Consider the following 25,102-nt stretch of genomic DNA (forward strand, 5'->3'; position numbering starts at 1 on the left):
TATGTAAAGGAGTATGCCTTATGGAGAATAATCAAATGGTAGACCTTCTGAAGAGACGGTTCCATATAGAGGCAGGGAAACAGGACAGAGGGGGTGTTTATGCACTTACACAGAGGAAGATGGCATATAATTCAAACCGTATAGAAGGAAGTACTCTGACAGAGAAGCAGACGGCATCTATTTTTGAAACAGGAACCATCCGTGCAGACGGAAGTATCTTTAGAACGAAAGATGTCGAGGAGATGACAGGACATTTTACCATGTTCAACTATATGCTGGAAACCTGTGAAGAGTTATTGTCTCAAACCTTGATTAAAGCATATCATTACCGCCTGAAAGCAGGTGTATTTGAAGATATTGCAAATGGATACCCTATCGGAGAATATAAAAACAGGAGAAATATGGTTTCCGATATCATGACCTCAGCACCGGAAAATGTGGAAGAGGATATGAAAGCTCTTCTGGACAGCTATAATGAGAAAGAATCCCATAATTTAAAAGATCTTGCCAAATTTCATGCAAAGTTTGAAAAAATCCATCCATTCCAGGACGGAAACGGCAGGACAGGACGGATGATTCTGTTCAAGGAGTGTTTACGCAGCAATGTCATGCCTTTTATTATCGGGGATGACAGAAAAGCGGATTATTATGAATGTCTGAACAATGCCCAGCGAAATGAAGTTTATGAACCTCTTATCCAATTTTTTGAGCAAGAGCAGGAACGATACACTGAGATGGTGAAAGATTTTATCTGCCCAGTAATGAAGACCCGGAATACAAATCCGGCTTCAGACAGAGAGCGGTAATTGATTCCCAAAAGAGATATAATCTCGCAAAGGGATGGAATTTTCTGCAGTATAAGCAGATTTTAGAAAGAGTGCTATTTATATAGAATCAAAGGGAAGTGCGAGGAAAATTCGGAGAAAACAGGAGGTATCCGGTCATGAAAAAATTGTTTGAATGCGCGAATCAATATGTTAAGGACAGCAATTGGAAGGATCTGGCACTGATTAAATTTTGCTTATGCGCTATGGGAATGATGATAGGTCTGTGCATTCCCAAGGAGAAAAAGAAGTATCCACTTATTCTGGCTGCAATTGTATTTACCGTCACATACATTCCATTGATGACAAAATATATAAAGATTGCAGCAAGGTCATTAAGTCCTGAAAAAACAGCTAAAGGACAGTAGGAAAAACAAAAAAATAGCAAGAAGATGAATAGCAGGGTGTATTCCGTAAAAAGAAGACACCCTGCTATTTTTGTAGTAGAAAGAAGGGATGTATTTATGAAACGATTCTATACAGCAGAAGCAGTAACAGAGGGGCATCCGGATAAACTGTGCGACATCATCGCAGACAGTATCCTGGATGCGTGCCTCACAGAAGACAGGGATTCCCACGTGGCATGTGAGGTGCTTGCCACAAAGGGGAACATTTTTGTGGCGGGGGAGATTACATGCCAGTACGAACCGGATGTGTTTGGGATTATCCGGACGGTTTTGGAAGATGTGGGATATCCGGCAGACGGGATACAGATGGATGCGCTGATACACAGCCAGAGTCCGGATATTGCCAAGGCAGTGGCGTGTTCCATAGAAAAAAGAAAAAGCCGGTCAGACAATGCGGCTGAATGGGAGCGTGGAGCCGGGGACCAGGGCGTTATGATTGGCTATGCCTGTGATGAGACGCCGCAGATGATGCCCCTGCCGGTGGTGTTGGCAAACCGGATTGTCCGGGAGCTGTCTGCCTGCAGGAAAAGTTCCTACATTACAGGAATCCTGCCGGATGGAAAAGCGCAGGTGACTGTGGAATATGAAGACGGCAAGCCTGTCCGCGTGGAATCTGTTGTGGTGTCCTGCCAGCATGAAGCAGATAAAAATACGAAGAAACTAGAGCATGAAATCCGGGAAAAGGTATTACGTCCGGCTCTGCGCCCGCTTCCGGCAGATGAGGATACCAAGATTATGATTAACCCTTCCGGACGTTTTGTATGCGGGGGCATGGACGCAGATACGGGGCTGACCGGCCGAAAGCTGATGGTGGATACTTACGGAAGCGTAGTGCCGCATGGGGGCGGGGCGTTCTCCGGGAAGGACTGTTCCAAAGTGGACCGCTCTGCAGCGTACATGGCGCGCTATATAGCAAAAAATATAGTAGCCGCAGGTCTTGCCAGCCGGTGTCAGGTGTCTCTTGCCTATGCCATCGGTGTTGCCCAGCCAGTCATGGTTCAGGTAGATACTTTTGGTACCGGAAAAATCTGTGCCGATGACTGTCTTGCGGCAGCAATCCCTCTGGTATTCGGACTGGCACCAAGACAGATCATGGACTGTCTGCGCCTGGACCGTCCTATTTTTAAGCGGACAGCGGCTTACGGGCATTTCGGCAGAAAGGAATTCCCGTGGGAACGGATTGATAAGGCAGAGGCATTGAAGGATGCGGTAATCTGATGCCCTGGGTAGGTGAAGAGGAAATCAAAGCAGCCAGGGCCATGTCCTGCATCGAGTACCTGAAGCGGTTTGAAAGCACCAGACTGGAAAAAGCCAGTGCCAGGAATGAATGGCAGCTAAAAGACCATGACAGCTTCAAAATCAATGAAATTACAAGCGCATGGCATTGGAAATCCAGAGGGATTGGCGGTTATAATGCGCTGCGTTTTTTAACAGAGGTGGATGGGATGGGGTTCGTGGAAGCAGTCCAGTTTCTGAGCGGGCAGAACCCTTCTTATATCCCTCCGGAACATATGGAAAAAGAAAAAGCGCCTTTTGTATTGCCGAAACGCTACCAGAACTGTGGGCGTGTCCGGCAATATTTACTTGGCAGGGGAATCAGCAACGAAGTCATTACTTACTGCATACAGAAAGGGATTCTTTATGAGAGTGCCCCATACCACAACGCTGTTTTTGTTGGACTGGATAGGAATCAGGAACCTAAGTATGCGTTCCTTAGTGGCATCTATGATGGATCGGGAAAGCGTTTCCGGATAGAGCAGGAGGGCAGTGACAAGACCTGTTCTTTCTGTATTCCGCCATCAGAAAAAAGTGTCCGGGTGGCACTTTATGAAGCGGCCATCGATGGAATGGCACATATGACACTGGAGCAGAACCGGGCAGACAAGTACCGTCTGTCCCTTGGGGGAATCAGTGCACCGAAGGAAGGAGAGCAGAGAAAGGGATTTAAGAACCCTTCTGCGCTGACAGCCTTTTTAGAACAGCATCCGGATATTAAGGAGATTGAAATCTGTACGGATAATGATTTTGCAGGAAGGTGGGCATGCGACCACATCAGGGAAGCCTATCAGGGACAGTACCGTGTTATCGTGAACCTGCCAGCATTGGAAGGTGCAGATTATGGAGACATGGCAAGAGAGGCAGTGAAGAAGACTGCAAGGGCAAAGGAACTAGAAGACAGAGGGAGGTGATTGGAATAGGAATAGAAGAAAACGGTGTATTACCAATTGAATTACTGACACCCCTTACCGCAGAATTTTATCCGGATGATGCCGGAGACGGCTTTGACGAGGAAGAGGGCGGTGTTGAAGATCTGGATGGGGAGGATTTGGCCCAGTATGAGGAAACCATACAGAAGATGGTGGAAAAGGAAAATTCTTATGGTGCGGAAGATGGAAAGGCCAGAAGTTTCTGTGCGGAAGGTGGAGGGAATCTTATATGGCTGTACCACGCTGAAACTTAAAGAATATCTGGATACGCAAGAATTCAGTGAACTGTGCGAATTCATCACCGGCCAGTATAGTGATGGCTGGGGCGAGGGATTTGAGCAGAGAGAAATCCCGGTAGAGGGAGGAAACCTGTATGTCCATTTCTGGCAGGGGCATGAGACAAAGTTCCGGCAGAGGACGAAGCCACAGGAAGAACATAACACAATGCCGCCGGAAAGAAAGCCTAAATTGAAGCTGCTCGGCCATGACGGAAATATCTTTTCCATTTTAGCGGATGCCAGAAGACTGTTAATCCGCAATGGGCAGGCAGAACAGGCGGAAGAGATGTATGGGAAGGTGCGGGAATCCGGTGACTATTATCAGGCGCTGGGGATTATCAGTGAGTATGTGGAAACAGAACTGAGCCCTTCACGGGACACGGATAAGAGCAGGAAGAAAACAGAGAAGGGGGAATGCCGGTGATTTATCAATTAAAGATGCCAATGCAGGGAAGATTCCAGATGGATGAACCGTTTTATGAAATGGATGATGATCCTAATTTACTGGAACCTCCTCAGGAGCAGTACATACCCGATTATGTTCTGTTGTCTGAAGGGGAGCTGGCAGCATATGAAGAGGAGGTGCAGTCATTTCTGCAGCAATGGACCAGCGGGAATGAAACATTGGATAAAAGCGGACTGTTTGAAGATTTGGCGGAGAACGGCAGACTGCGGAACAAATTAGAATGTGTGGAAGTTACTGCAGCTGCAGAAGCTTGCTGCCTTCAGGGGAGAATTACGATACGGACAAAAGAAAAGCTGACGGATGAAGAACAGTATATATTAGAGAGCCATGTAAGGTTACAGATGGAAAATGGCTGGGGCAGCAGCTTCCCGAGTATAGCGGTTCCGGGAGGCAGTCTGCAGTTTTTTATGGAGCAACCGGATTCCTGCTATTTTAAGGCTCAGAAGAAATATGAGATTACCAAGATTCCACACCCCAAATACCCTTGGCTGCACCGGATACGTTCTCTTGTCACTATTAATGAGCGTGTTCCGGCAGGCACGCTGGGGGGATTTGTCCAGAGTGAGAAGAACCTGTCTCAGGAAGGAAAATGCTGGATTTACGACAATGCACTCTGCTGTGAGGCGGCAGTGACAGAAAAAGAGGCAGGACTGTTTGATGGCGCTGTTGCAAGAGGGGATGCACTGGTGACCGGGGATGCATGCCTGTATGACCGGGCGGTTGCAGAAGGGCGGTGCGTTATCCGAAATGGGGAAGTCAAGGAAGATGCGAGGATTGCAGGGTTTGCAGTTCTTTCAGAGGGGACAATAGACGGATTGTCTCCGTTGGTTGCCGGACACAGCAATGTATATGGGGAAGTCTGGGGATTGTTTGTAATTAAGGACATTGTATTGCCGAAAGAGGAACTGATCAATCCAACAGAGGATCTGTTTATCATTGAAAATGGACAACGTGACGTACTTGTAAAACAAAAGAAGCTGGAACCGCCTAAGAGGTATGTCATGCAGCAAGAGAAACAGAAAAAAGCAGTGAAGAAACAGCCAGAGCGCTGAAAAGAAAGGATGATGCCTATTGGAACATAGCCTGAAACTGGAAACCATGATGAATGAGGGGGATATCCCCAAGGAGCACACAGGAGGTGAGAATTGGGAGATTCTTCACGGGGATACCCTGAAGCTGGTAAAAGCATTTAACCCCGGAATCTTTGATGCGGTAATCACAGATCCGCCTTATGCTTCGGGAGGTACGAAGCAGAATGAGAGGAACCGCACGACCAACCAGAAATACAGCAGCATGAAAAGTGGGAATGCCCTGCCGGACTTTGACGGGGATAATAAGGACCAGCGATCCTGGACCCACTGGATGGCAGAGTGGCTGTATGATGTGCGGAAAGCCTGTAAATCAGGTGCTCCCATCTGTCTGTTTATTGATTGGAGACAGTATCCATCCATTACGGATGCCCTGCAATGGGCAGGCTGGATATGGCGTGGGACTGCTGTGTGGGATAAGGGCAACTCCCGTCCGCAGAAAGGGCGGTTCCGCCAGCAGGCAGAATACATTGTGCGGGGCAGTAACGGACCGATGCCTGTGAGCCGTCCAGTGTCCTGCCTTCCGGGGGTGTTCCGCTATGGGAATCCCCAGAACCGCATCCATGTGACGGAAAAGCCTTTGCAGCTGATGAAGGATGTCATCCAGATCTGTGAACCGGGCGGGATGCTCTTAGACCCCTTTGCAGGAGCGGGAACAACGATTTTAGCGGCAGCACAGGAAGGCTACCGGGCAGTGGGTATTGAAGTGACGGATACTTATTATAAGCTGGGCACAGACCGGGTACGGTTTGCGCTGAATGCTACAGATGGAAAAAAGGAGGATGGCAGCAATGGAGAATAATTTATCATATCGGGATTTTCAGGAAACCCTGATGCGGTCAGTCAGCCAGAACCTGAACAGAAATGGAACATATCACTGTGAGCTGACGCAGACACAGAAAAATAATGTAGTCCTGTCAGGTTTGTCCATCAGGCAGGATGGCAGCAAGTCAGCACCTGTCATTTATCTGAATGATTTTTATCAATCTTACCTTAAGGGAAAGCCTCTGCACCAGATCAGCAGGGAAATGGTGGGATTTTATCAGAGTCAGGAAATCCCTGAATTTGACCATGCCGACTTTGCTGATTATGGAAAGATGAGAGATAAGCTCCGGGTACGGCTGGTCAACAAAGAAAATAACCAGACATACTATAAGCAGGGACCCTATAAGATACATCCGATGGGGGCAGAGATCCTGTTTTTGGAGTTGGAGAAAAATGAGTCAGGAAGTATGTATGTACAGGTGACAGATGCTATGGCAGAGTCATGGAAGGTACCCAAAGCAGAATTATTTAAAATAGCATTAGAAAATACGCAGAACAGCAATCAAGTAAAATTCCAGTCTATGAATGAGGCAATGGATGAGATATTTTCATTAAATGCAGAGGGGGATTTCGATACACCCATGCATATATTGAGTAATGAAAATAACCAATACGGAGCCACGGTAGCATTGTATCCAGATGTGCTTAAGGAGATTAGCAAACAGATTGGAAGCGATTATTACATACTCCCCTCAAGTGTTCACGAACTAATCATTTTGAGAAAGAAGGACTGTGACATAACAGAGAAGGAACTGCGGAGTATGGTCAGGGAAATTAACCAGAGTATCGTATCGCCAGAGGAAATTTTAGGGAATGAGGTATTTGAGTACCGGGCAGATATGGACAGGGTGAAAAAATGTGTAAAAGGAGAAAGAGCGAGGTAATCAGGGCATCCATATGGATGCCCTGAAATCATGTTCAGGAGAATGAGAGCATCCACAGGGATGCCCAAAGGAGGGATGTGTATTGGAACAGGCGTTGGCTTATGTATGCTGTCCGGCAGAGGAGAGCCGGACAAAGCTGCAGAAATACTGCCGTAAGATTTTTGAAATGGGGTATGTGCCTATCTGTCCTCAGTTTGGTTTCTCACCATTTTTAGATGAAAGTGAGGCGGAGGATCAGCAGGCTTTCAACCGGATGGCGCACTTAGTCTTAAGGAGATGCCGTATGGTAGTGGTCTGCGGTCGGGAGGTAACAGGAACAATGAATACGGAAATCAGCATGGCAGACCGGCTCCATATCATTTGCACCACGTTGGATGGGCTAATTAAAATCAAGGAAAATCAATAGTCAGCAATACTTAACTGATAGTTATGGCTGACTATTTGGTGCGACTGGTTTTGCAAGCATAGCGTTTGGATATCCAAACGCACTTTGGGGAGAACCCCAATCCCCCGGCAGTCGAGAAAGGAGAGAAGAAACATGTTTTTTGCAGGAATGGCTCTTGGGGCAATGGCAGGCGCAGCCTTTGGCATTGGATTGATGTGCTGTGTGGTTGCCGGAAAGCGGGAAGATCAGCAGATGGAGCAGATGCGGATACGCAGACAAAAGGAGGGAGAACTGAAAACAATCCTTTTCCGAGATATGGAAGGGTTGGAGAGGTTCTCCCTTTTTGGATGGGGAAAGTCTTTGCATGATGGCGGAGGACGGAACAAAAGAGATTGGGCTTTGCCGCTTTGTGGATGAAAAGCAGGTGGATGTGAATGGGCAGGTCTGGGAGATCGGGGAATTCCTCTGGCAGATGGAGCGCAGAGGGATCCAGGTGTATCCCTTAGAAACAGCAGAAAAGAAGAAAAGGTAGGTGGTCGAATGAGAAAACGAAACCATGTGGTTCCGGTACGGTTGAATGCAAAGGAACTTCGGCATCTGGACGGTCAGGTAGCAAAGAGTGGATTAAGCAGGGAAGAATTCTTACGTTCCCTGATTTTAGGCGCACAGCTGCAGACAAAGCCCTGTGAACATCACGTAGAACTTCTTCGAAAGATTGCGGGGCTTTGCAATAATGCCAACCAGCTTGCCCATGTCGCCAATGGCACCGGAATGGCAGGGGAAGCCAGCGTCCAGGAAATGCTCCGGATTTCCAAAGAGACCTGGCGTCTGGTGAAAGAGGAATGGTAGATGGCATATACCAGCGTCCTCCCCGTCCACCGCCTGGATCGTTCCATTGATTATGTGAAAGACCGGACAAAGATCACCAAAAGCGCAGGCTCCTTGGAAGAAGCTATCGATTATGCATTCAATCGGGAAAAGACGGAACAGACCATTTTTGAGGATGCCATGGGGTGTACCTGTGAGAATGCTTATGCAGACATGGTAAAGACCAAAGAGTGCTTCCATAAGAAAGGCGGGGTACAGGGCTACCATCTGGTGCAGAGCTTTGCAGAAGGGGAAGTATCCCCGGAACTGGCACATCTCATTGGGCAGGAACTGGCAGAGCAGCTATTGAAAGGGCAGTATGAGGTGGTGATCACTACTCATTTGAATACCAGTCATTATCACAACCATCTGGTATGGAATTCGGTGAGCATGGTGGAGGGGAAGAAATACCACAGCAATGCTAAAAGTTATTTTACCGAAGTGCGTCAGATTTCCGACCAATTATGCAGAAAATATGGTCTCTCGGTGATCCAGACGAATCAGGGAAAAGCCATGCATTATGCCCAGTGGAAAGCAGAAGCGGAAGGGAAATCTACCTGGAGGACTGCCATCCGCATGGATATCCGGGATGCCATTGGCGTGAGCTTTTCCTGGAGTCAGTTTATCAAAGAAATGGAGAAGCGGGGTTATACGTGGAAGCTGAACCGGAAGTACCCATCCTTAAAGACACCGGGGATGGAGCGGTATATCCGCCTGCGTTCCTTGGGAAAAGGATATGGGGAGGCAGAAATCCGGGAGAAAATCTTACGTCCAAAGATCCGGCAGGTGTATGGAACAACACAGATGCAGTTTCCAAAGAGGAAACTTACTGGCTTACAGAAATTGTATTATTCCTATTTATATCAGATGGGGGTATTTCCGAAGAAGCCAAAGCGGATTCCCTATGCAGTACGTTCCGATATTCGGAGGCTGGACCAAAGGATTTGCCAGATGGAGTTTTTGCAAAAAGAAGAGATTACCACCAGGGAAGAGCTGGCAGCATACCGGAAACCCTTGGAAGAACAGGTACTTTCTTTGATGAAAGAGCGCAGAGAATTATACCGGAAAAAACCGGGAGGTATGCGCATTCAGGAAATCAATGGGGAATTAAAAGAACTTCGTAAGAGAATCCGCTTAAGCCAGCAGATTGAAAAACAGTCCTTTGAAATGGAAGAGCGGTTAAGGCAGGCAAAAGAACAGGAGGAGGTACAGGAAGTGTCAGGGAAACAGCGAAGAGAGGCAGAACGGAATCGGTAAGGAGGTGAGAGCGTATGAACTATGGCGGTGATGCGGCGGATCAGATTGTCCGGTATTCCATGGAAGGCATGGAACATACCTTACGAATCAGCGGGAGCATTGCAAAAAATCTGGCGGTGCTGATTGTAGCGGTGATGAAGGATCAGAAAAAGACCAGGGGAAAAACCAACTTGCTTCGGATGTTAAAGGAACAGCGGGCAATGAAGTTTTTCACCATTCCCCATGACAGGCTGCGGGAGTTTGCCGGGGAAGCCAAATCCAGGGGGCTTTTGTATGTGGTCATCCGGGATAAGAAAAATCCCAAGTCCGCAGAGATCATGGTGTTTGCCGATGATGCAGCGAAGGTGAACCGGGTGCTGGATAAGATGAATCTGGACTTTGTAAAATCCGAAGCCGGGGAAGCGGTTGTGGAGCAGGCGCCAGTCCTGGAAGCAGAGCGAGTGATCGATGCAGAGTTTACCGAGAAAACTGAGGGAAAAGAGGAACTTCCAGTCAAGACCGAAAAGGTGGTGCTGCCGGAAGGAACCATTGAATTTGAACTGGATGAAGAAGAGCATTTGTTTGATGTAGGGGAAGTTTCTCCTTCGGGGGAAATTTTTACCCAGGCGGAGAAGGCAGAGAATCTGTCCGAACCTTCCTCGCACAACAGCGATTCTTTTTCCGGGCAGGAAACTAGCTGGAAAAGGGACAAGCCCTCTGTCCGGCAGGAACTAAAGAAGATTGAAGCCGAGCAGAAACAGCGCAGGCAGACACAGAAGAGTCGGAGAAAACCGAGAAACCAGCAACGAAAGAAGAAAAAAGTGAAAGGCAGGTAAGATGATATGGATTTAACGAGTATGCTCCCAGGTGGAGCAGGGGAAGAACAGGCTCCAGAGCAGCGGCTGTCAAAAGAAGAGTATGCAGCCATGAAAAAACAGCAGAGGGAAGAAGTGTGGGCAGAGGTTGACACCCAGGCGCAGGCAGTGTTCCAAAATGGAGGATCTTTAAAAGGATTCTTGGATTTTATGGCACAGTGCAACACTCAGAAAACGCCCAACCTTCTGCTGATCTACGGACAGAATCCACAGGCAACCGAGGTAAAGTCTTATGATTACTGGAAGGCAGAGAACCGTTCTCCAAAATCCGGGGTGCATGGATACACTTATATGGTCAGCACCGAATATGAAAAAGACGGAGAGATGCGGACAGGCTATACCATCAGTAAGGGCTTTGACATCAGCCAGATGAGTGGAAAGCCTCTGGAGGAACGTCCGCAGCGTTCCATGGAAGAACTGATCCATGCAGTTTTAAAGGATCAGCCAGTGCGGATGCAGATCGCAGACAATCTGCCGGAAGGCATCCAGGCACAGTATATCCCAAAACAGCGTACCGTATATGTGCGCAATGGCATGGATGAGAATACAACGTTCCATGCAGTGAACCGGGAACTGGCGTGTGCAGCATTAGACCAGCATGATGGGAATTATGTCAGGAAGAAAGTCAATGCCCAGGCATACTGTGCCGCCTATGTAATCGGCAAGCGGTATGGGGCAGAGGTGTCCGGTTTCCAGTTTGGAAAAGTAGCAGAAATGCAGGCGAATGGGCAAAAAGATCCCCAGGAATTGCGTGGCTTTTTAAATGATGTGCGTCAGGCAGCCTATACCATCCGTAATCATATGGAACGGAACTTTGGGGAACAGGAGCAGACTTTTGCGAAGGATGATTTTTCCTTTGAGGAACCGCCAAAGCAGGCACCGAAGAAGGAGAAAAAAGAGAAACAGTCGGAGCGGTAAGTTCTGAAAGAAGTTCCGTCTTTGGGATAGCTATTGTGAGGCTCTTGTGGTATGTTGGGTGTAACAAAGGAGGTGCCGAAGATGGCAGATTACTATTTGAAAACAGATAATATCATGAAAAACATGTTTACGGTGGCATTAAAAGACGAACTGGCAGCCCAGAGTCAGATGGGAAAGGTTCGCCCAGCTACAGAAGCCATGATGCAGAAAGTCCGTTCCTATGAACTTTCCGAGAAAAGGCTTCCCATCACCATAGAGGAACAGAGGGAACTTCGCAATGCCCTCAACCGGCTGCGGGATAAGTATCTGGCCATGGGCAGGTACAGCGACGGCATTGACAGCGTGATCTTAAAGGTCATGAAACCAAACACCAGCAGGCGCTTCTTCTGGTAGCAGAAGGGAGGGATGTCTATGAGGATGTATGATCAAAAACAAGTGGAACAATTACGAAAGCGGTATCCAAAAGGAACAAGGCTCTGCCTGGACTTTATGGATGAGGCAGGGATGCCGCCGGGATTGCAGGGAACGGTAGCATTTATCGATGATGCCGGACAGATTCACATGCATTGGGAGAATGGGCGGAGCCTTGCCATCGTTCCCAGTGTGGATTCTTTTCATAGGGTAGACGGACCAGCAAACGAAGTGCCAAAAGACGAAAAAGAGAAGAAGGAGCGAAGCCAGCAGAGGTAGCATGGAAACGTTCTGACCTTTGGGTGTGGCTGTTGTTTCTGCCCGTTGTCTGGTGGGCAGGCGCCATCACTGCCTGTGCCATCAAGCCGGATACCAATCTGTTACAAATCTTACAAGTGCTGACCGAAAAACTGGATCAGCCATTTTCTATCACCTATACACCGTACACACTGCGGTGTGTGTTCACATTCACAATCGCCTATGTGTTAGGCATCGGTATTTATTATTCCCAGAAGAGAAATTATCGAAGAGGGGTGGAGCATGGCTCTGCCAAGTGGGGCGATGCAGCTTCCATCTGCAAGCGTTACCGGGACAAGCGGTACACCCAGAATCTCATTTTAACCCAGAACTTCCGTATGGTGCTGGACTGTTATAAGCATAAACGAAACTTGAATGTCCTTGTGGTGGGCGGTTCCGGTGCGGGAAAAAGCCGGGCATACGCCGTAGTCAACATTATGCAGTGCAACTGTTCCATGGTGATCACCGATCCCAAAGGGGAACTTCTGCGGAAAACCGGAGGGCTGCTGGAACGGGAAGGGTATGAAGTGCGGGTGTTTGATCTGATTAACCCGGAAACGTCCTTTTGTTATAATCCCTTTGCTTATGTGCGGGATGACAAGGATGTGCTAAAGCTCATCAACAACCTGATCCGAAACACCACCCCGAAGGGGGCGCAGAGTTCGGATCCGTTTTGGGAGAAAAGCGAGACCGCGCTGTTGCAGGCACTGATGCTGTATCTGTTACATGAAGCGCCGCCGGAGGAACAAAACTTCTCCATGATTATGGAAATGTTAGGTTCTGCCCAGGTGAAAGAGGACGATGAGGAATACCAGTCGCCTTTGGATATCCTGTTTGAACGACTGGAGATGCGCAATCCGGAAAGTATTGCAGTCAAGCAGTATGCCATTTACAAGCAGGCGGCTGGAAAAACTGCAAAGTCGATTCTGATTTCCGTGGGTGTCCGTCTGGCAGCCTTTAACTTAAAGCAGATTGCCAATTTAACCTGCACCGATGAACTGGATCTTTACAGCATCGGGGAGAAAAAGGTGGCGTTGTTTTGTTGTATCCCGGATGCAGATACCAGCCTCAACTATCTGGTGGGCATGATTTATAGTAACCTCTTCCAGACCCTTTATTATGTGGCAGACCGGAAATACCATGGGAAACTGCCCATTCCGGTACACTGCATCATGGATGAGTGGCCCAACGTGGCATTGCCGGATGATTTTGACAAACTTCTGGCAACCATGCGGTCGCGCGCAATTTCCTGCAGTATCATCATTCAGAATATTGCCCAGATGAAAGCTTTGTTTAAGGACAGCTGGGAAAGTCTCATAGGAAATTGCGATGAATTTTTATACCTGGGTGGTAATGAAAAAGAGGGGCATAAATATGTCTCAGAACTACTGGGAAAAGAAACGTTGGATACCAATACCTACGGGCAGACCAAGGGAAGAAGCGGAAGTTATTCTGTGAATTTCCAACAGTCTGGAAGGGAACTTCTTACCCCGGATGAAGTGCGACTTTTGGATAACCGGAAAGCGGTGCTGCTGGTGCGTGGGGAACGTCCCATTTTGGATGAGAAATATGATCTGCATAAGCATGTGAATGTGAAATATACCGAGGATGGCGGTGCGCCTCCCTATGATTATGCGAAAGCACCGCTGTCCCATGAAGATGTAACCATTGATACCAGGAGACTGGATGATTATGAACTGCTCTCAGCTGAGGAAATCCTCGGAGGGGAGCAGTCTTTTTGATTGGAGGAATGCCATTGAAGAAAACAAATGAAATGCCAAAGAATCAAACAGGAAGCCGTGCCTTTGTACCGAAACGGATGGGAAAAGGGCCCAAATATCCCTTTGCCTTTTATGTGGCACTGGTGCTGTCCATGACGGTAGGGGCAATGCCGGTGCTTGCTGCCGGAGATCCGCTGGCGGTCATTAATAACCTGTCCACCTTTATCTTTTCCCTGATCCGGGCCATTGGTCTGATCTTATTGGGATTTGGTGTGGTACAGGTAGGCTTGAGCCTAAAGAGCCACGATCCCAGCCAGAGAGCCAACGGGTTTCTGACGCTGGCAGGCGGCGTCATCATCACCTTCGCAAAAGAGATCCTGGACCTGATCGTTGGGTAGCAGGAAGAAATGGAAAGGGGCGGGGAGAGATTCTTCCTGCCCCGGCAAAGGAGGTGAAGCTGTTTGAGTGATAACTGGATCGTGCAGAACCTAAACTCTGCACTGAACACCTGGAATGAGAAACTGGCAGAAATCTGGACACTGCTTACCCAAAGCCCGGAATCCTTTAAGGGGGGAGATATTTGGAGTGTCATCACTGGAATCAACGGAGCGCTGACCGCCATTGGATATGGACTGTTAGTCTTGTTTTTTGCTGCCGGGATTGTAAAGACCTGTGGCAGCTTTACAGATATGAAGAAGCCGGAGCATGCCCTCAAAGCCTTTATCCGGTTTGCTCTGGCACAAGGCGCCATCATGTATGGCATGGAACTGATGACAGCGCTGTTCTCCATTGTGCAGGGGATTGTGTCCACCATTATGGCACAGTCAGGTATGACAAACGGGGGTGTGACAGAACTTCCGGCAGAGATTGTGGAGAAGATTGAAGCGGTGGGAATGTTGGAATCCATTCCCTTGTGGATCGTGACCTTGCTTGGAAGCCTTTTGATTACGGTGCTGTCCTTCATTATGATCCTTACCGTATATGGAAGGATGTTTAAGCTGTATATGTATACTGCCATTGCGCCCATCCCCATTTCCACTTTTGCGGGAGAACCCTCCCAGTCGGTGGGAAAGAATTTTATCAAGTCTTATGCCGGAGTGTGTCTGGAAGGGGCGATCATTGCACTGGCCTGCATTATCTTTTCCGTGTATTCTGCCAGTCCCCCGGCCATTGGGGATACGTCCTTAAGTGCAGTGACCATTGTGTGGAATTATATCGGAGAGTTGGTGTTTAACTTATTGGTACTGGTTGGGGCGGTAAAAGCATCCGACCGGATTGTAAAAGAAATGATGGGATTATAGGAGGAAGTAAAACCATGAATGAGAAGAAAAATAGAAACGAAAGAAAGACTTTGCCATTTCCTTGGGAATACGGGCAGGAAGAAATTACTTTGAAGGTATCCAGCTATGCTTACGGAAACGGACTTGCGATTTTGATGTATCGCCAGGAGGAAGGGGAGTTGGAATTGTTTGATGATCTGACGGTAAATCTTCCGGGCGGATATGGTCTGGAACCCCAAGAGGCATTTATAAGCGGTGATTTTACGAAGGACAAGCTGACATTCATCGAAAAGAACAGGCTGGGAAACAGACTGCCGGGACAGGCTCGGTCAGGCTTTGCTACCTACACCCCAGTGGCGTTTGACCTTTCAAGGCTTGCCCAGTATGACAGGGAAGGGGTGGAAGAATTTTGCAGACAATGGGGACTGGATGTGCCAAAAGAATCGGAAAAAATACAAGGGAAACCTGCAGGCAGAAAGAAAAGAGAAAGAGAGAGATAAAAATATATGGAAGTAAAAATGAATAAAGAAATCCGTAACTATCAGGAGTCCATGTTTATGGGGCTGAATCTGCGCCAGTGTATCTTTTCCCTACTTGCCATCGCTGTGGCAGTAGGGATTTATTTTGGTCTGGGAGACTATGTGGGGAAGGAAATGACTGGGTGGCTGTGTATCTTAGGCGCTGCCCCATTCGCAGCCTGCGGGTTCTTCCAGTATCATGGCATGAATGCGGAGCAGTTTGCCTGGGCGTATATCAAGTCCGAGTTTTTATACCCCAAGCGATTGCTGTTTCAAAGCGAGGATCTGTACCATGCCTGCATGGAAGAAACTATGAGCCTTAGAGAAAAGACCAGGGGAGATGGTGCTGCCCTTTTGAGAAAGCGGGAACAGCGGGCAAGGAAAAAACAGATGAAGCAGAAAAAGAAGTCAGGAAGGAGTGGTGCGTTTGATTAAAACCTTACAGCAGGCATTAAAAATGGACCGGGAGAAGTTCAAAGTCCCAAGGTCTGTCCAGAAGGCGATTCCCATCCAGCGGATCTGGCCGGATGGGGTGTTCCAGTCCGGGACGAAATTTTCCAAATCCTTTCGGTTTTCGGATATCAACTATGCCATTGCAAGCAAAGAAGATAAAACGGAAATGTTCTTAGATTACAGTGAGCTGTTAAATGCTTTGGATTCCGGCGCATCTGCCAAGATCACCCTGAACAACAGAAGAATCAATAAGGAAGAGTTTGAAGCTTCCTTGCTTTTGCCGATGAAAGAGGACGGGCTGGATGAATACCGGAAGGAATACAACGAAATGTTGCTATCCAAGGTCAGCGGCACCAACAACAGCATTTATCAGGAACGGTATCTGACGGTTAGTGTCCATAAGAAGAACATTGATGAGGCAAGGACGTATTTTGCCCGTGTGGGAACGGATATCATCACCCATCTGAGCAAGCTGTCCTCCATTGGGGAAGAACTGGATGCGGAACAGCGCCTGCAGATTTTCCGTGATTTCTTCCAGGTAGACCAGCCCCAGTGCTTTCCGTTTGATATGAAGGCGTTTGCCAAACGGGGGAGCAGCTTTAAGGACTGGATCTGTCCCCAGTCCATGGAGTTTTCCAAAGACTGTTTCAAGATTAATGAGCGGTATGGACGGGTGCTGTATATGCAGGATTATGCCAGTTATGTAAAGGATGACATGATTTCGGAGTTATGTGATTTGGGCCGGGATCTGATGCTGTCCATTGACATTCTCCCAGTGCCAACAGACGAAGCAGTGCGTGAGATCCAAAACCGTTTGCTCGGCGTGGAGACGAACGTGACCAATTGGCAGAGACGCCAGAATGCTAACAATAACTTTTCTGCCATTGTGCCCTATGATATGGAACTGCAGAGGAAAGAGACCAAAGAGATGCTGGATGACCTGACCACCAGGGATCAGCGGATGATGTTCGGCATCCTTACCATGGTGCATATGGCAGGCAGCAAGAAACAGTTGGATTCGGATACAGAGAGCATCTTATCCGTGGCAAGAAAGCATTTGTGCCAGATGGCAACCTTGAAGTGGCAGCAAGTGGATGGACTCAATACGGTACTGCCTTATGGCATCCGCAAGATCAATGCCCTTCGTACCCTGACTACAGAATCTACCGCAGTGTTGATCCCATTTCATACCCAGGAGATCATGCAGCCGGGTGGGATTTATTATGGGCAGAATGCGGTGAGCAAAAATATGCTGGTGGCAGACCGAAGGAAGTTATTGAATGGAAACTCCTTCCGTCTGGGTGTCAGCGGTTCGGGAAAAAGTTTCTCGGCAAAAGAAGAGATTGTGGATCTTGCCCTGTCTACGGAAGATGACATTCTCATCTTAGACCCGGAGTCCGAGTTCGGTTCTTTGGTAGAAGCACTGAATGGAGAAGTGATTACAATTTCCGCCACATCCAACACCCATCTGAATGCACTGGATATGGATTCTGCCTATGGAAACGATAAGAATCCGCTGATTGAAAAGTCGGAATTTATCCTGTCTTTGTTTGAACAGTTAGTGGGGGCTGGCAATCTGTCGGCAAAGGAGAAATCCATTCTGGACCGCTGTACCGCAGATGTGTACCGGGAATATATCCGGAGCGGTTACCAGAGCGAAGCGCCGACCTTGAAAGACTTGTACCGACAGTTCATGCTCCAGCCGGAAGAGGAGGCCAGAGGGCTTGCATTGTCTTCGGAACTGTTTATCAATGGAAGTCTCAATACCTTTGCACAGAAAACCAATGTGGATACGAAGAACCGTATCATTGCCTATGATATCCGGGAACTGGGAGAGCAGCTCATGCCCCTGGGGATGCTGGTTACTTTGGACAGTATTTTCAACCGTGTGATCCAGAACTGGAAGAAAGGAAAGACTACCTGGATCTTTGCCGATGAGTTTTATCTATTGTTCCGGTACCAATATAGCGCTGACTTTTTCTACCGCCTCTACAAGAGAATTCGTAAATACCAGGGATTTGTCACAGGTTTAACGCAGAACGTAGAAGAACTGTTAAAATCCGATACGGCAAGGCTGATGCTGGCAAACAGTGAGTTTTTGATCCTTTTGAATCAGGCAACCACAGATCGGGATGAACTGGCGTCCCTTTTGAACATTTCCGAGAACCAGTTATCCTATATCACCAATGTAGGTGCAGGAAAGGGACTGATCCGGTGTTCCGGGAATCTGGTGCCATTTGAGAACAGCTTCCCGAAGAATACGAAGCTGTACCGCTTGATGACAACGAAACCGGGAGAGTGTTAGTCGAAAAGAGATTTTTTAGGGTGTTGCTGGAATTTCTTCGGCAGCATCCTTTTGGGAAGGAGGGAATGTAAATGGAAGAAGGACAAACAGTGGAAATCCAGGAAACGAGAGAACCGCTTCGGGAGCAGGGCAGTATCCGGGCATTGCTGGAACTTTTGGAACAACAGGGCATGGAGCAGGAAAAAGGGGATGTGCTCCGTATGGCAGACTATATTGATTCTATGGAAATGCAGCTGGGAACTGTCCTAAAGGAATTGGGAGAGGTGAAGAAGCAACTGGGTGTGATGCAGGAAAGCAAGGTCAAACTCTTTGCGGTGAACACAATCCAGAAGGCGGAACATCAGGTGAAAACACTTCGTTTTCAGGTGGGAGAATGGAAAAGAAAGTTTGTGGAACGGGCAGAACAGGCAGTTGTAGACTTTAAAGAAAAGGGAAAAGATGCCCTTGCCTGTGCGGTAAAGGGAATGCACCTTACGCAGGGATTGCAAAAAATCCAATCGTCTCTGCATACGGTGATGCTGTCGGTGGATCAGAAGATTGACCGTCTGGGGAGCATGGTGGAAGAACTGCATGTTGCCAAAGGGCATCTGCGGAATGCATTTCTGGAAGCGGGTGGAAAAGAGGTGCGAAAGCTCACAGAACGCAATCCCGAACAGGGAATCATCTTTCAAACCCAGAAGGTGTTATTCCAATCCATGCAGAGTATCCATAAGCTGGAACAGAAAACGGAGCGATTGCAACAGCAGATAGGGAAGCTGGAAGCAAGAGAAGGAAAACAACCGTCTGTGAAGGATACCCTGCAGAAACTGAGACAGGAACCACACCCTTTGAAGTTTGGTAAAGAAGAAAAACAGAAGTCTGCGGTTCGATAAAGAGAAGTTTTTCAAAGGGAGGTGAAATCCATGAAAGAAGAAACAACCATTACCTTTCTTGCAGCGGAGTGCGGGGAGTTTCATGGGATGGGGGAGTGTATCGAATGTACGTCTTTAAAAGAAGCCTTCCGGCATTACCAGAGATTTTGCAAACGTTCCCCTCAGATGCTTCCGTCTTTGGAATTTTCTCTGCACCATGCAGAGGATCCTCTGTATAACGAGGGAGAATATCCATTGGCTACCGGGGAGAAGGGAAAAGAGTTACTATCCTATGTTCCCTACTATGCCAATCATCCGCTGGTGCAGGAAGCGGTAAGGGAATTGGAACAGCTGGAGAGTCAGCAGAAGAAATCAAAAAAGCGGGGAAGGGAACGTTAGAAAGTACAGAAGATGGGAGGTGTGTGATTGAAAGATATCAAAGAAAAAGTGCGGGATCAAAGTCCAAAGATCCGCAATCCTGCCTCCCGGCTTCCGAAAGAACTGGTGCGTTCTGCGATGCTGGAGACAAAAGAAAAGACCAGCATCATGGCAGATAAGATCGGAAGAGAAACGGGAGAGGAATCCCCGGTAGAATATGCTGGAAACCGGATAGAACGAGTGGAACAGCGGGCTGGGAAAGAAAGCGCTTTTGCAGCCTATCGTGGCGGAAAGAAGCTGGCAGTGAAAACCTATGAAAAGTTAAAAGAACAAAGACAAAAGCAGAGAGAAGCTGTTACCGCCCCTTTGGACGGGGAAACAGGAAACGGCGGAACATCTGCCCAGACAGGACAGGCAAGAGCAAAGAAAGGGCGCACAGGAGCCGGACGGAGCATCAAGGTCAAACCGGAAGCGGAGAAAACGATCAAGGAAGCCGGAAACCGGGCAGTAAAAACAGCGCCCCGCATGGTGAAAGCGTCCCCGGTTTCTTCCAAGAAGGTGAAAACCCAGGCAATCTTACAAAAAAAGCAGGCTCTAACATCTATGAGGGCGGCAAGGGAAGCAAAACGGGCTGCCATGCGTTCTGCCCAGGCAGCAAGACAAAGCGCCAAGGCGGCAAAAACAACTGCCAGGGGGCTGAAAGCTATGGCGGAAGCTGCCGCCCATGCGGTAAAGGCAGCTTTTGCAGCATTGATGGCAGGCGGTGGTATGGTATTTGTGATCTTGATCCTTATTGTAGGAATCATTGGCGGCGCTTCGTTTATCGGGAGTTCCCAGAGCAGCGAGCCGCTGAGTGCGGAAGTCCTGGCCCATACCCCAGTGATCCAGCGGTATGCCAGTGAATTTGGAATCCCGGAATATGTATCGGTCATCCAGGCAATCATGATGCAGGAAAGCGGCGGGAGAGGAACCGATCCCATGCAGGCCAGCGAGTGTCCGTATAATACCCAGTATCCTAATACGCCTGGTGCAATTCAGGATGCAGACTATTCCATCAAGGTAGGCGTACAGTATTATGCAGATTGTGTCCGGGAAGCCGGATGTAAAAGCCCACAGGATATGGACAAGTTAAAACTTAGTTTACAAGGCTATAATTACGGGAATGGGTACATCACATGGGCAATCCGAAAACATGGGGGCTATAGTGAAGCCAATGCACTGCAGTTTTCCCAGGAACAGGCAGCCGCCCATGGATGGCCAAGGTATGGCGATCCGGAGTATGTACCCCATGTGCTTCGATATTATTCCGGCGGGGGATTGTTTGCCGGACTTTTTGGAAATGGGCAGCTTGTGACCATTGCGAAAAGCCAGTTGGGGAACGAAGGCGGCCAGAAGTTCTGGTCATGGTATGGATTTGACAGTCGGGAAGAATGGTGTGCCTGTTTTGTCAGCTGGTGTGCGGATCAGTCAGGACTTATTCAAAAGGAAGTAGTGCCAAAGTTTTCTGTTTGTACGGACGGTGTGGCTTTGTTTCAGGCAAAGAGAAAATGGCAAGGTGGTGGAAGTGTTCCGACACCAGGAAGCCTCATCTTTTTTGACTGGAATCAGGATGGAGCCAGTGACCATGTAGGAATCGTGGAAAGCTGTGATGGAACTACGGTACATACGATTGAAGGAAATAGTGGAGATGCAGTAAAGCAGAATAGTTATACAGTGAATTCCCAGTCCATTTTGGGATATGGACTGGTTACTTATTAAAAAATGAGAAAAAATCAAAGAATGGATTGCATTGTAGGAGCAGAGGAACAATGCTATAATAGAAAAGGTGGGCAGGGCTAATGTCCTGCCTGTTGATAAATACAAAAAGTACAATCATGAGATTGATAAAATAGAGTAATCAGGGAGTGGAATATTTGAAACGAGAAGAGATTTTTGAATATGTAAAAAACCAATATGGAACAGTTCCAGAGTATCTCTGGGAAACATCACCGAAAAGTGCAGTGCTTCGGCATAAAAATGGAAAGTGGTATGCAGTGCTGATGCAGGTTGAAAAATCTAGGTTGGGATTAGAAGAAGAGAGCATGGTAGATGTCATCAATGTGAAGTGCGAACCGGATATGGTTGGACTTCTGACACAGACTTATGGTTTTCTTCCGGGATATCATATGAATAAAAAGTACTGGATTACAATGTTGTTGGATGGAAGGGTGAGCGAAGCAAAGATATTGGATTTTTTGGATCTGAGTTATGATTTGATAGATCAGAAGAAAGATTGATTTGTAAATAAATTTGAATGGTGTGCAGAGGATGAGAAAATATGAAAGCAATAAATATATATATTCAAGAATACAAGAGAATATGGCCACTGAATTTGAAAATATTTTCTCACAAAGATCAAAAAAGTTAAATGTAAAAGTATAGGAGTTTCTTGCGATAAAAACTCTTGTTGACTTGTTGCTGGATATAAATATAGAAATAAAGCATTTTGAGAATATTTTTGCTTCCTTTACGATAGAACAGATTGGAAAAGAAACAGAGTAGATACCTTACTCATGAGGGAATATCTCTGTGGTTGGAGACAGGAACTATAGAGGCAGGTGGAAAACAGGCAGAGCTTACAAAAAATGAATTGCGGATCATGTATTATCTTTTTGAGCATGACGGAGTCATCTGTACAAGGGCAGATTTGATTGAATACTTATGGGATAATCGGCTCTACTCAGATACATCTTACCACAATGAGGAATTAAAGTCACTAACCCGTTATCGTTTTGATAAGGTCAAAGAACGGGCAAAATTGAAAAGTTCTGTTTCAAGACTTGTCTGTATTCTTTTCCCGGAGCTGGAAAGACTTGTTCCTACGCTTCATATGGCATCCGTCTATGCTTTGCTTTGTGAATTTCCAAGTGCAGATGCTGTTGCAAATGCACATCTCACAAGGCTTTCCAACCTACTCTTTGATAGTTCGAAAGGCAGATATGGAAAAGATACTGCTGTCATGTTTCGTGACGCTGCAAGAAGTTCTATCGGTTCTCATATGCCTGCCAAGTCTTTGGAACTAAAGCACACCATAAAACTTATTCGGGAATTAGCGATTGAGATTGACGAGATTGAAGCAGCCATCAAACGAATCATGGATAAAGAAATCCAATCGCCAATCTTTACCATTCCCGGTATCAGTTACCGGATGGGCGCAATGATCATCGCTGAGATTGGGGATTTCTCTCGTTTTGATTCCGCAGATAAGATATTCGCATATGCAGGAATGTCTCCCTCCACTTATCAATCCGGACAGTTAGACAACTGTTATTCCCATATGGAGAAACGAGGTTCCAGATACCTCCGGTATGCCCTTTACAATGCCACAAAATATGTCTGTCACTGGGATAAATCTTTTGGTGCATATCTTGAAAAGAAACGCTCGGAAGGCAAGCATTATAATGTTGCCATATCCCATGCCGCTAAGAAGCTTGTGCGATTGATTTTTGCAATGGAGAAATCAGGAAAAGCATATCTGCCAACTGCTTAATTTTTTTCTGTAAATATCTCCTTTTAGAGCACCTATAAAGATGCTCTTGTTGTCATACAGTTTTCAAGGTTCAAATATATCTGAAATGCATTTCTGCAATTCATTCAAAAAGCTTTCATTTTAGATTTGACTTTTAATAGTTAGTCTTTCTATACTCATTTTCACTTCAAATGTCGTTCCGCCCTGCTCATTTCCATGAACCTCAATCTTCCCGTCATGCGCCCGCACGATCTCGCGTACCATTGCAAGTCCAAGACCTACACCGCCAATTTTTCGGCTTCTTGACTTATCCACCCGGAAGAATGGTTCAAAGATCTGCTCTCGGAATGTCTCATCGATTCCATTTCCTGTATCTGCAATCGTCAGAACAACTTCTTTCCTCTTTCGTTCTGCCGATACCGTAACTTTTCCATCTGCATGGTTGTATTTAATCGCATTTTCAACAAGGTTATAAAGCATCCGATAGATCAGTATATCACTTCCTGTCAGCATCAGACCCTCGCCTGCATTCTCTTCTTTCTCATCTACTGTACTCTGCGATTTCTGTATCAGTGCAACACCTTTTTCCTGTGCCAACGGTTCCAGATCTGCCAGCACTTCCTCGATTAGTCCGCAAAGTTCGATCTTGTCATTGCGCGCTACTGTCTGTAACTCACTCATATCCAGAAGTGTTCTGACCAACTTGCTGAGACGCTCGTTCTGCTCTGTCACCATCTGGATCGTCTCTTGCGCCGCTTCCCCATTCTCCAGATTTTCTGACGCATGATAGAGGTCCAGTTGTGCTTGAATTAATGCCAAAGGAGTCCGCAGCTCATGCGCTGCATTCCCGGTAAACTGGCGCTGTGTCTCGAACGATTCCGACAGTCGCAAAAGCATCTTATTATAAGACGTACGAAGTATGTCCAACTCTGCAATCTTATTCTCTTCGATCGTATAATCCGTCAGGTTCTGTGCCTGTACTTTTTCAACTGTCTCAGAAAACTCTCTGAGCGGTTTTAATGCACGACCACTAATAAAATATGTCACCGCTCCACCAAGTAACGCTACAACACCTGTGATCAGTAGACTTCTGTTTCTATAATCGGATTTCGAATTATACACCTCCGTAGCAAATTGTGATGCAAAATTGTCCCACTCATTATCCGGAATCTCAATGTATAGTGCTTCCGGTGTTTTTCCCTGATCTGTAACTGTTTCCTGAAGTGTATCGATATAATAGACTCCATTCTTATATAAGAAAAATGTAAGGCATCCGCACAATACTGTGATCAACACTGTAGTAAGGATTGTCAGTCTCCACTGGAGTGATAATTTTCTCATGCTTTGCCATCTCCTCCTATCTTATAACCCTCGCCAATCCTATTTACGATCGGATCATAGCCAAGTCCCGCCTTGAGTTTTCTCCTCAGGGAAGACATATGCACACGAATAGAGCCGCTAAAACTATCCACAGAAGAATCCCAAACATGCTCAATCAACTCTTCCTGGCTGACCGGCCGGCCCTGATTCAGAAGAAGATACTCTAGAATCCCATTTTCTTTTCTCGTCAACGCAACCGGATTCTCTTCTGCATACGCCACTCGTTCTCTTATATCAAACCGAATGCCGTTGCATTCCAGGCAGACATTTTTCTGTATGAATTTTCGTCTCGTCAGACTTCTCACGCGTGCCTCGAGTTCCTGCAAATGAAATGGTTTTTCCATATAATCATTCGCACCTACATCCAACCCTTCAACTTTATCTGCAATCTGACTTCTCGCAGACAAGATCAATACCTTTGTCTCTTCATCTTCTTTACGAAGTTCCCGAAGAATCTCCATCCCATCCACCCCAGGAAGATTAAGATCAAGCACGATCAGATCATACATTTCAGCATAAATCATATCCAATGCTTCTTCTCCGTCATTGCACACATCCACCTCATAGCCGGTCTGGTGCAGACTTTTCGCGATCATGTCACATAATTTCTTCTCATCTTCAACGACTAATAATCTCACTTTATTTTTCTCCATCTTCTTAACAGAAATTTTACACCTCCTATTGTATAATGCCAACATCGAAAAGTCAATAAACTGACTTTGAACATTGAAAGGAGTATT

At 46.9% G+C, this 25,102-nt stretch carries 30 protein-coding genes and 2 pseudogenes; 30 read left to right on the forward strand and 2 right to left on the reverse strand.

The genetic code is table 11. The annotated features are described in order from the left end of the window. Nucleotides 1-20: 20 nt before the first annotated feature. The 30 genes and pseudogenes from MWG26_RS06115 to MWG26_RS06255 form a co-directional block, all read left to right on the forward strand. Nucleotides 21-806: a Fic family protein gene (locus tag MWG26_RS06115; RefSeq protein WP_025655165.1), complete on the forward strand. Its 786-nt coding sequence runs from the start codon at nt 21-23 to the stop codon at nt 804-806. Between the two features lie 137 nt (nt 807-943). Beyond that, nucleotides 944-1,192: a hypothetical protein gene (locus MWG26_RS06120; RefSeq protein WP_025655166.1), complete on the forward strand. Its 249-nt coding sequence runs from the start codon at nt 944-946 to the stop codon at nt 1,190-1,192. A gap of 96 nt (nt 1,193-1,288) precedes the next feature. Beyond that, nucleotides 1,289-2,449, forward strand: coding sequence for a methionine adenosyltransferase (metK, locus tag MWG26_RS06125; protein ID WP_025655167.1), 1,161 nt, complete (start codon nt 1,289-1,291; stop codon nt 2,447-2,449). Beyond that, nucleotides 2,449-3,420, forward strand: coding sequence for a DUF3991 and TOPRIM domain-containing protein (locus MWG26_RS06130; protein WP_025655168.1), 972 nt, complete (start codon nt 2,449-2,451; stop codon nt 3,418-3,420). Before metK ends, MWG26_RS06130 begins: the two co-directional genes overlap by 1 nt. Continuing rightward, nucleotides 3,417-3,692, forward strand: coding sequence for a hypothetical protein (locus MWG26_RS06135; RefSeq protein ID WP_049915512.1), 276 nt, complete (start codon nt 3,417-3,419; stop codon nt 3,690-3,692). The genes MWG26_RS06130 and MWG26_RS06135 overlap by 4 nt, the downstream gene beginning before the upstream one ends. Beyond that, nucleotides 3,652-4,140 carry a hypothetical protein gene (locus tag MWG26_RS06140; protein WP_049915514.1) on the forward strand — a complete coding sequence of 163 codons (489 nt, stop codon included), beginning with the start codon at nt 3,652-3,654 and terminating at the stop codon, nt 4,138-4,140. The genes MWG26_RS06135 and MWG26_RS06140 overlap by 41 nt, the downstream gene beginning before the upstream one ends. Then, a complete protein-coding gene (locus tag MWG26_RS06145; RefSeq protein WP_240285642.1) occupies nt 4,137-5,234 on the forward strand; it encodes a hypothetical protein in 1,098 nt (365 codons plus the stop codon). The genes MWG26_RS06140 and MWG26_RS06145 overlap by 4 nt, the downstream gene beginning before the upstream one ends. Nucleotides 5,235-5,280: 46 nt before the next feature. Further along, entirely contained in the window at nt 5,281-6,072 is a 792-nt protein-coding gene (locus tag MWG26_RS06150) for a DNA-methyltransferase (protein WP_347554410.1), read from the forward strand. Further along, nucleotides 6,062-6,979 (forward strand): DUF5688 family protein, encoded by a 918-nt coding sequence (locus tag MWG26_RS06155; RefSeq protein WP_025655170.1) that lies wholly within the window; start codon nt 6,062-6,064, stop codon nt 6,977-6,979. Before MWG26_RS06150 ends, MWG26_RS06155 begins: the two co-directional genes overlap by 11 nt. An 82-nt stretch (nt 6,980-7,061) precedes the next feature. After that, nucleotides 7,062-7,385, forward strand: a complete 324-nt coding sequence (locus MWG26_RS06160) for a DUF7768 domain-containing protein (protein WP_025654254.1) — start codon at nt 7,062-7,064, stop codon at nt 7,383-7,385. 132 nt (nt 7,386-7,517) lie between these two features. Continuing rightward, nucleotides 7,518-7,781, forward strand: a complete 264-nt coding sequence (locus MWG26_RS06165; protein ID WP_244062706.1) for a hypothetical protein — start codon at nt 7,518-7,520, stop codon at nt 7,779-7,781. Further along, nucleotides 7,774-7,896, forward strand: coding sequence for a hypothetical protein (locus tag MWG26_RS22695; RefSeq protein ID WP_276519058.1), 123 nt, complete (start codon nt 7,774-7,776; stop codon nt 7,894-7,896). Before MWG26_RS06165 ends, MWG26_RS22695 begins: the two co-directional genes overlap by 8 nt. Nucleotides 7,897-7,904: 8 nt before the next feature. Then, complete coding sequence (locus tag MWG26_RS06170; protein ID WP_024853724.1) at nt 7,905-8,213, forward strand: plasmid mobilization protein; 309 nt, start codon at nt 7,905-7,907, stop codon at nt 8,211-8,213. Next, on the forward strand, nt 8,214-9,488 hold the full coding sequence (locus tag MWG26_RS06175) for a relaxase/mobilization nuclease domain-containing protein (protein ID WP_025655171.1): 1,275 nt from the start codon (nt 8,214-8,216) through the stop codon (nt 9,486-9,488). It abuts the gene before it with no gap. 14 nt (nt 9,489-9,502) lie between these two features. Next, nucleotides 9,503-10,303: a PcfB family protein gene (locus MWG26_RS06180; RefSeq protein ID WP_025655172.1), complete on the forward strand. Its 801-nt coding sequence runs from the start codon at nt 9,503-9,505 to the stop codon at nt 10,301-10,303. A gap of 6 nt (nt 10,304-10,309) precedes the next feature. Continuing rightward, on the forward strand, nt 10,310-11,260 hold the full coding sequence (locus MWG26_RS06185; RefSeq protein ID WP_025655173.1) for an ArdC-like ssDNA-binding domain-containing protein: 951 nt from the start codon (nt 10,310-10,312) through the stop codon (nt 11,258-11,260). 81 nt (nt 11,261-11,341) lie between these two features. After that, nucleotides 11,342-11,653, forward strand: coding sequence for a hypothetical protein (locus MWG26_RS06190; protein ID WP_024853728.1), 312 nt, complete (start codon nt 11,342-11,344; stop codon nt 11,651-11,653). An 18-nt stretch (nt 11,654-11,671) separates the two neighbouring features. Further along, entirely contained in the window at nt 11,672-11,950 is a 279-nt protein-coding gene (locus MWG26_RS06195) for a DUF4314 domain-containing protein (RefSeq protein WP_024853729.1), read from the forward strand. A 23-nt stretch (nt 11,951-11,973) separates the two neighbouring features. Then, nucleotides 11,974-13,710 (forward strand): VirD4-like conjugal transfer protein, CD1115 family, encoded by a 1,737-nt coding sequence (locus MWG26_RS06200; RefSeq protein ID WP_025655174.1) that lies wholly within the window; start codon nt 11,974-11,976, stop codon nt 13,708-13,710. A gap of 8 nt (nt 13,711-13,718) precedes the next feature. After that, nucleotides 13,719-14,087 (forward strand): hypothetical protein, encoded by a 369-nt coding sequence (locus MWG26_RS06205; RefSeq protein ID WP_044926585.1) that lies wholly within the window; start codon nt 13,719-13,721, stop codon nt 14,085-14,087. A gap of 63 nt (nt 14,088-14,150) precedes the next feature. Beyond that, nucleotides 14,151-14,990, forward strand: a complete 840-nt coding sequence (locus MWG26_RS06210; protein ID WP_025655176.1) for a VirB6/TrbL-like conjugal transfer protein, CD1112 family — start codon at nt 14,151-14,153, stop codon at nt 14,988-14,990. Between the two features lie 14 nt (nt 14,991-15,004). Then, nucleotides 15,005-15,469: a DUF4313 domain-containing protein gene (locus tag MWG26_RS06215; RefSeq protein WP_025655177.1), complete on the forward strand. Its 465-nt coding sequence runs from the start codon at nt 15,005-15,007 to the stop codon at nt 15,467-15,469. Nucleotides 15,470-15,475: 6 nt separating this feature from the next. Beyond that, on the forward strand, nt 15,476-15,922 hold the full coding sequence (locus tag MWG26_RS06220) for a PrgI family protein (RefSeq protein WP_025655178.1): 447 nt from the start codon (nt 15,476-15,478) through the stop codon (nt 15,920-15,922). Continuing rightward, nucleotides 15,915-18,245, forward strand: coding sequence for a VirB4-like conjugal transfer ATPase, CD1110 family (locus tag MWG26_RS06225; protein WP_207708082.1), 2,331 nt, complete (start codon nt 15,915-15,917; stop codon nt 18,243-18,245). Before MWG26_RS06220 ends, MWG26_RS06225 begins: the two co-directional genes overlap by 8 nt. Before the next feature lie 71 nt (nt 18,246-18,316). Next, entirely contained in the window at nt 18,317-19,117 is an 801-nt protein-coding gene (locus tag MWG26_RS06230; protein WP_025655180.1) for a DUF6674 family protein, read from the forward strand. Between the two features lie 30 nt (nt 19,118-19,147). Then, nucleotides 19,148-19,495: a hypothetical protein gene (locus MWG26_RS06235; RefSeq protein WP_025655181.1), complete on the forward strand. Its 348-nt coding sequence runs from the start codon at nt 19,148-19,150 to the stop codon at nt 19,493-19,495. 27 nt (nt 19,496-19,522) lie between these two features. Then, on the forward strand, nt 19,523-21,232 hold the full coding sequence (locus MWG26_RS06240) for a lysozyme family protein (protein WP_025655182.1): 1,710 nt from the start codon (nt 19,523-19,525) through the stop codon (nt 21,230-21,232). 155 nt (nt 21,233-21,387) lie between these two features. Then, nucleotides 21,388-21,750, forward strand: coding sequence for an MmcQ/YjbR family DNA-binding protein (locus MWG26_RS06245; RefSeq protein ID WP_025655183.1), 363 nt, complete (start codon nt 21,388-21,390; stop codon nt 21,748-21,750). Nucleotides 21,751-22,046: 296 nt separating this feature from the next. After that, a pseudogene (locus MWG26_RS23225) lies at nt 22,047-22,190 on the forward strand (winged helix-turn-helix domain-containing protein); the annotation flags it as partial. Then, a pseudogene (locus MWG26_RS06255) lies at nt 22,191-23,003 on the forward strand (transposase); the annotation flags it as partial. Nucleotides 23,004-23,123: 120 nt separating this feature from the next. Here MWG26_RS06255 and MWG26_RS06260 read toward each other — a convergent pair. Both MWG26_RS06260 and MWG26_RS06265 read right to left on the reverse strand, forming a co-directional pair. Further along, nucleotides 23,124-24,323 (reverse strand): sensor histidine kinase, encoded by a 1,200-nt coding sequence (locus MWG26_RS06260; protein ID WP_025655185.1) that lies wholly within the window; start codon nt 24,321-24,323, stop codon nt 23,124-23,126. Then, nucleotides 24,320-25,060, reverse strand: coding sequence for a response regulator transcription factor (locus tag MWG26_RS06265; protein ID WP_044912325.1), 741 nt, complete (start codon nt 25,058-25,060; stop codon nt 24,320-24,322). Before MWG26_RS06265 ends, MWG26_RS06260 begins: the two co-directional genes overlap by 4 nt. Between the last annotated feature and the right edge of the window lie 42 nt (nt 25,061-25,102).

Origin of the sequence: Faecalicatena contorta (genome assembly GCF_022835095.1) — a bacterium.
GTDB classification, from domain to species: Bacteria; Bacillota; Clostridia; order Lachnospirales; family Lachnospiraceae; genus Faecalicatena; species Faecalicatena contorta.

Excerpts from the sequence above, each read along its gene's own strand:
- MWG26_RS06235 (WP_025655181.1), top strand. The coding sequence starts at position 19,148 with ATGAAAGAAGAAACAACCATTACCTTTCTTGCAGCGGAGTGCGGGGAG.
- MWG26_RS06185 (WP_025655173.1), top strand. The coding sequence starts at position 10,310 with ATGGATTTAACGAGTATGCTCCCAGGTGGAGCAGGGGAAGAACAGGCT.
- MWG26_RS06175 (WP_025655171.1), top strand. The coding sequence starts at position 8,214 with ATGGCATATACCAGCGTCCTCCCCGTCCACCGCCTGGATCGTTCCATT.
- metK (WP_025655167.1), top strand. The coding sequence starts at position 1,289 with ATGAAACGATTCTATACAGCAGAAGCAGTAACAGAGGGGCATCCGGAT.
- MWG26_RS06150 (WP_347554410.1), top strand. The coding sequence starts at position 5,281 with ATGATGAATGAGGGGGATATCCCCAAGGAGCACACAGGAGGTGAGAAT.
- MWG26_RS06180 (WP_025655172.1), top strand. The coding sequence starts at position 9,503 with ATGAACTATGGCGGTGATGCGGCGGATCAGATTGTCCGGTATTCCATG.
- MWG26_RS06215 (WP_025655177.1), top strand. The coding sequence starts at position 15,005 with ATGAATGAGAAGAAAAATAGAAACGAAAGAAAGACTTTGCCATTTCCT.
- MWG26_RS06165 (WP_244062706.1), top strand. The coding sequence starts at position 7,518 with ATGTTTTTTGCAGGAATGGCTCTTGGGGCAATGGCAGGCGCAGCCTTT.
- MWG26_RS06205 (WP_044926585.1), top strand. The coding sequence starts at position 13,719 with ATGCCATTGAAGAAAACAAATGAAATGCCAAAGAATCAAACAGGAAGC.
- MWG26_RS06260 (WP_025655185.1), bottom strand. The coding sequence starts at position 24,323 with ATGAGAAAATTATCACTCCAGTGGAGACTGACAATCCTTACTACAGTG.
- MWG26_RS06195 (WP_024853729.1), top strand. The coding sequence starts at position 11,672 with ATGAGGATGTATGATCAAAAACAAGTGGAACAATTACGAAAGCGGTAT.
- MWG26_RS06130 (WP_025655168.1), top strand. The coding sequence starts at position 2,449 with ATGCCCTGGGTAGGTGAAGAGGAAATCAAAGCAGCCAGGGCCATGTCC.
- MWG26_RS06120 (WP_025655166.1), top strand. The coding sequence starts at position 944 with ATGAAAAAATTGTTTGAATGCGCGAATCAATATGTTAAGGACAGCAAT.
- MWG26_RS06170 (WP_024853724.1), top strand. The coding sequence starts at position 7,905 with ATGAGAAAACGAAACCATGTGGTTCCGGTACGGTTGAATGCAAAGGAA.
- MWG26_RS06115 (WP_025655165.1), top strand. The coding sequence starts at position 21 with ATGGAGAATAATCAAATGGTAGACCTTCTGAAGAGACGGTTCCATATA.
- MWG26_RS06230 (WP_025655180.1), top strand. The coding sequence starts at position 18,317 with ATGGAAGAAGGACAAACAGTGGAAATCCAGGAAACGAGAGAACCGCTT.
- MWG26_RS06190 (WP_024853728.1), top strand. The coding sequence starts at position 11,342 with ATGGCAGATTACTATTTGAAAACAGATAATATCATGAAAAACATGTTT.
- MWG26_RS06155 (WP_025655170.1), top strand. The coding sequence starts at position 6,062 with ATGGAGAATAATTTATCATATCGGGATTTTCAGGAAACCCTGATGCGG.
- MWG26_RS06220 (WP_025655178.1), top strand. The coding sequence starts at position 15,476 with ATGGAAGTAAAAATGAATAAAGAAATCCGTAACTATCAGGAGTCCATG.
- MWG26_RS06265 (WP_044912325.1), bottom strand. The coding sequence starts at position 25,060 with ATGTTGGCATTATACAATAGGAGGTGTAAAATTTCTGTTAAGAAGATG.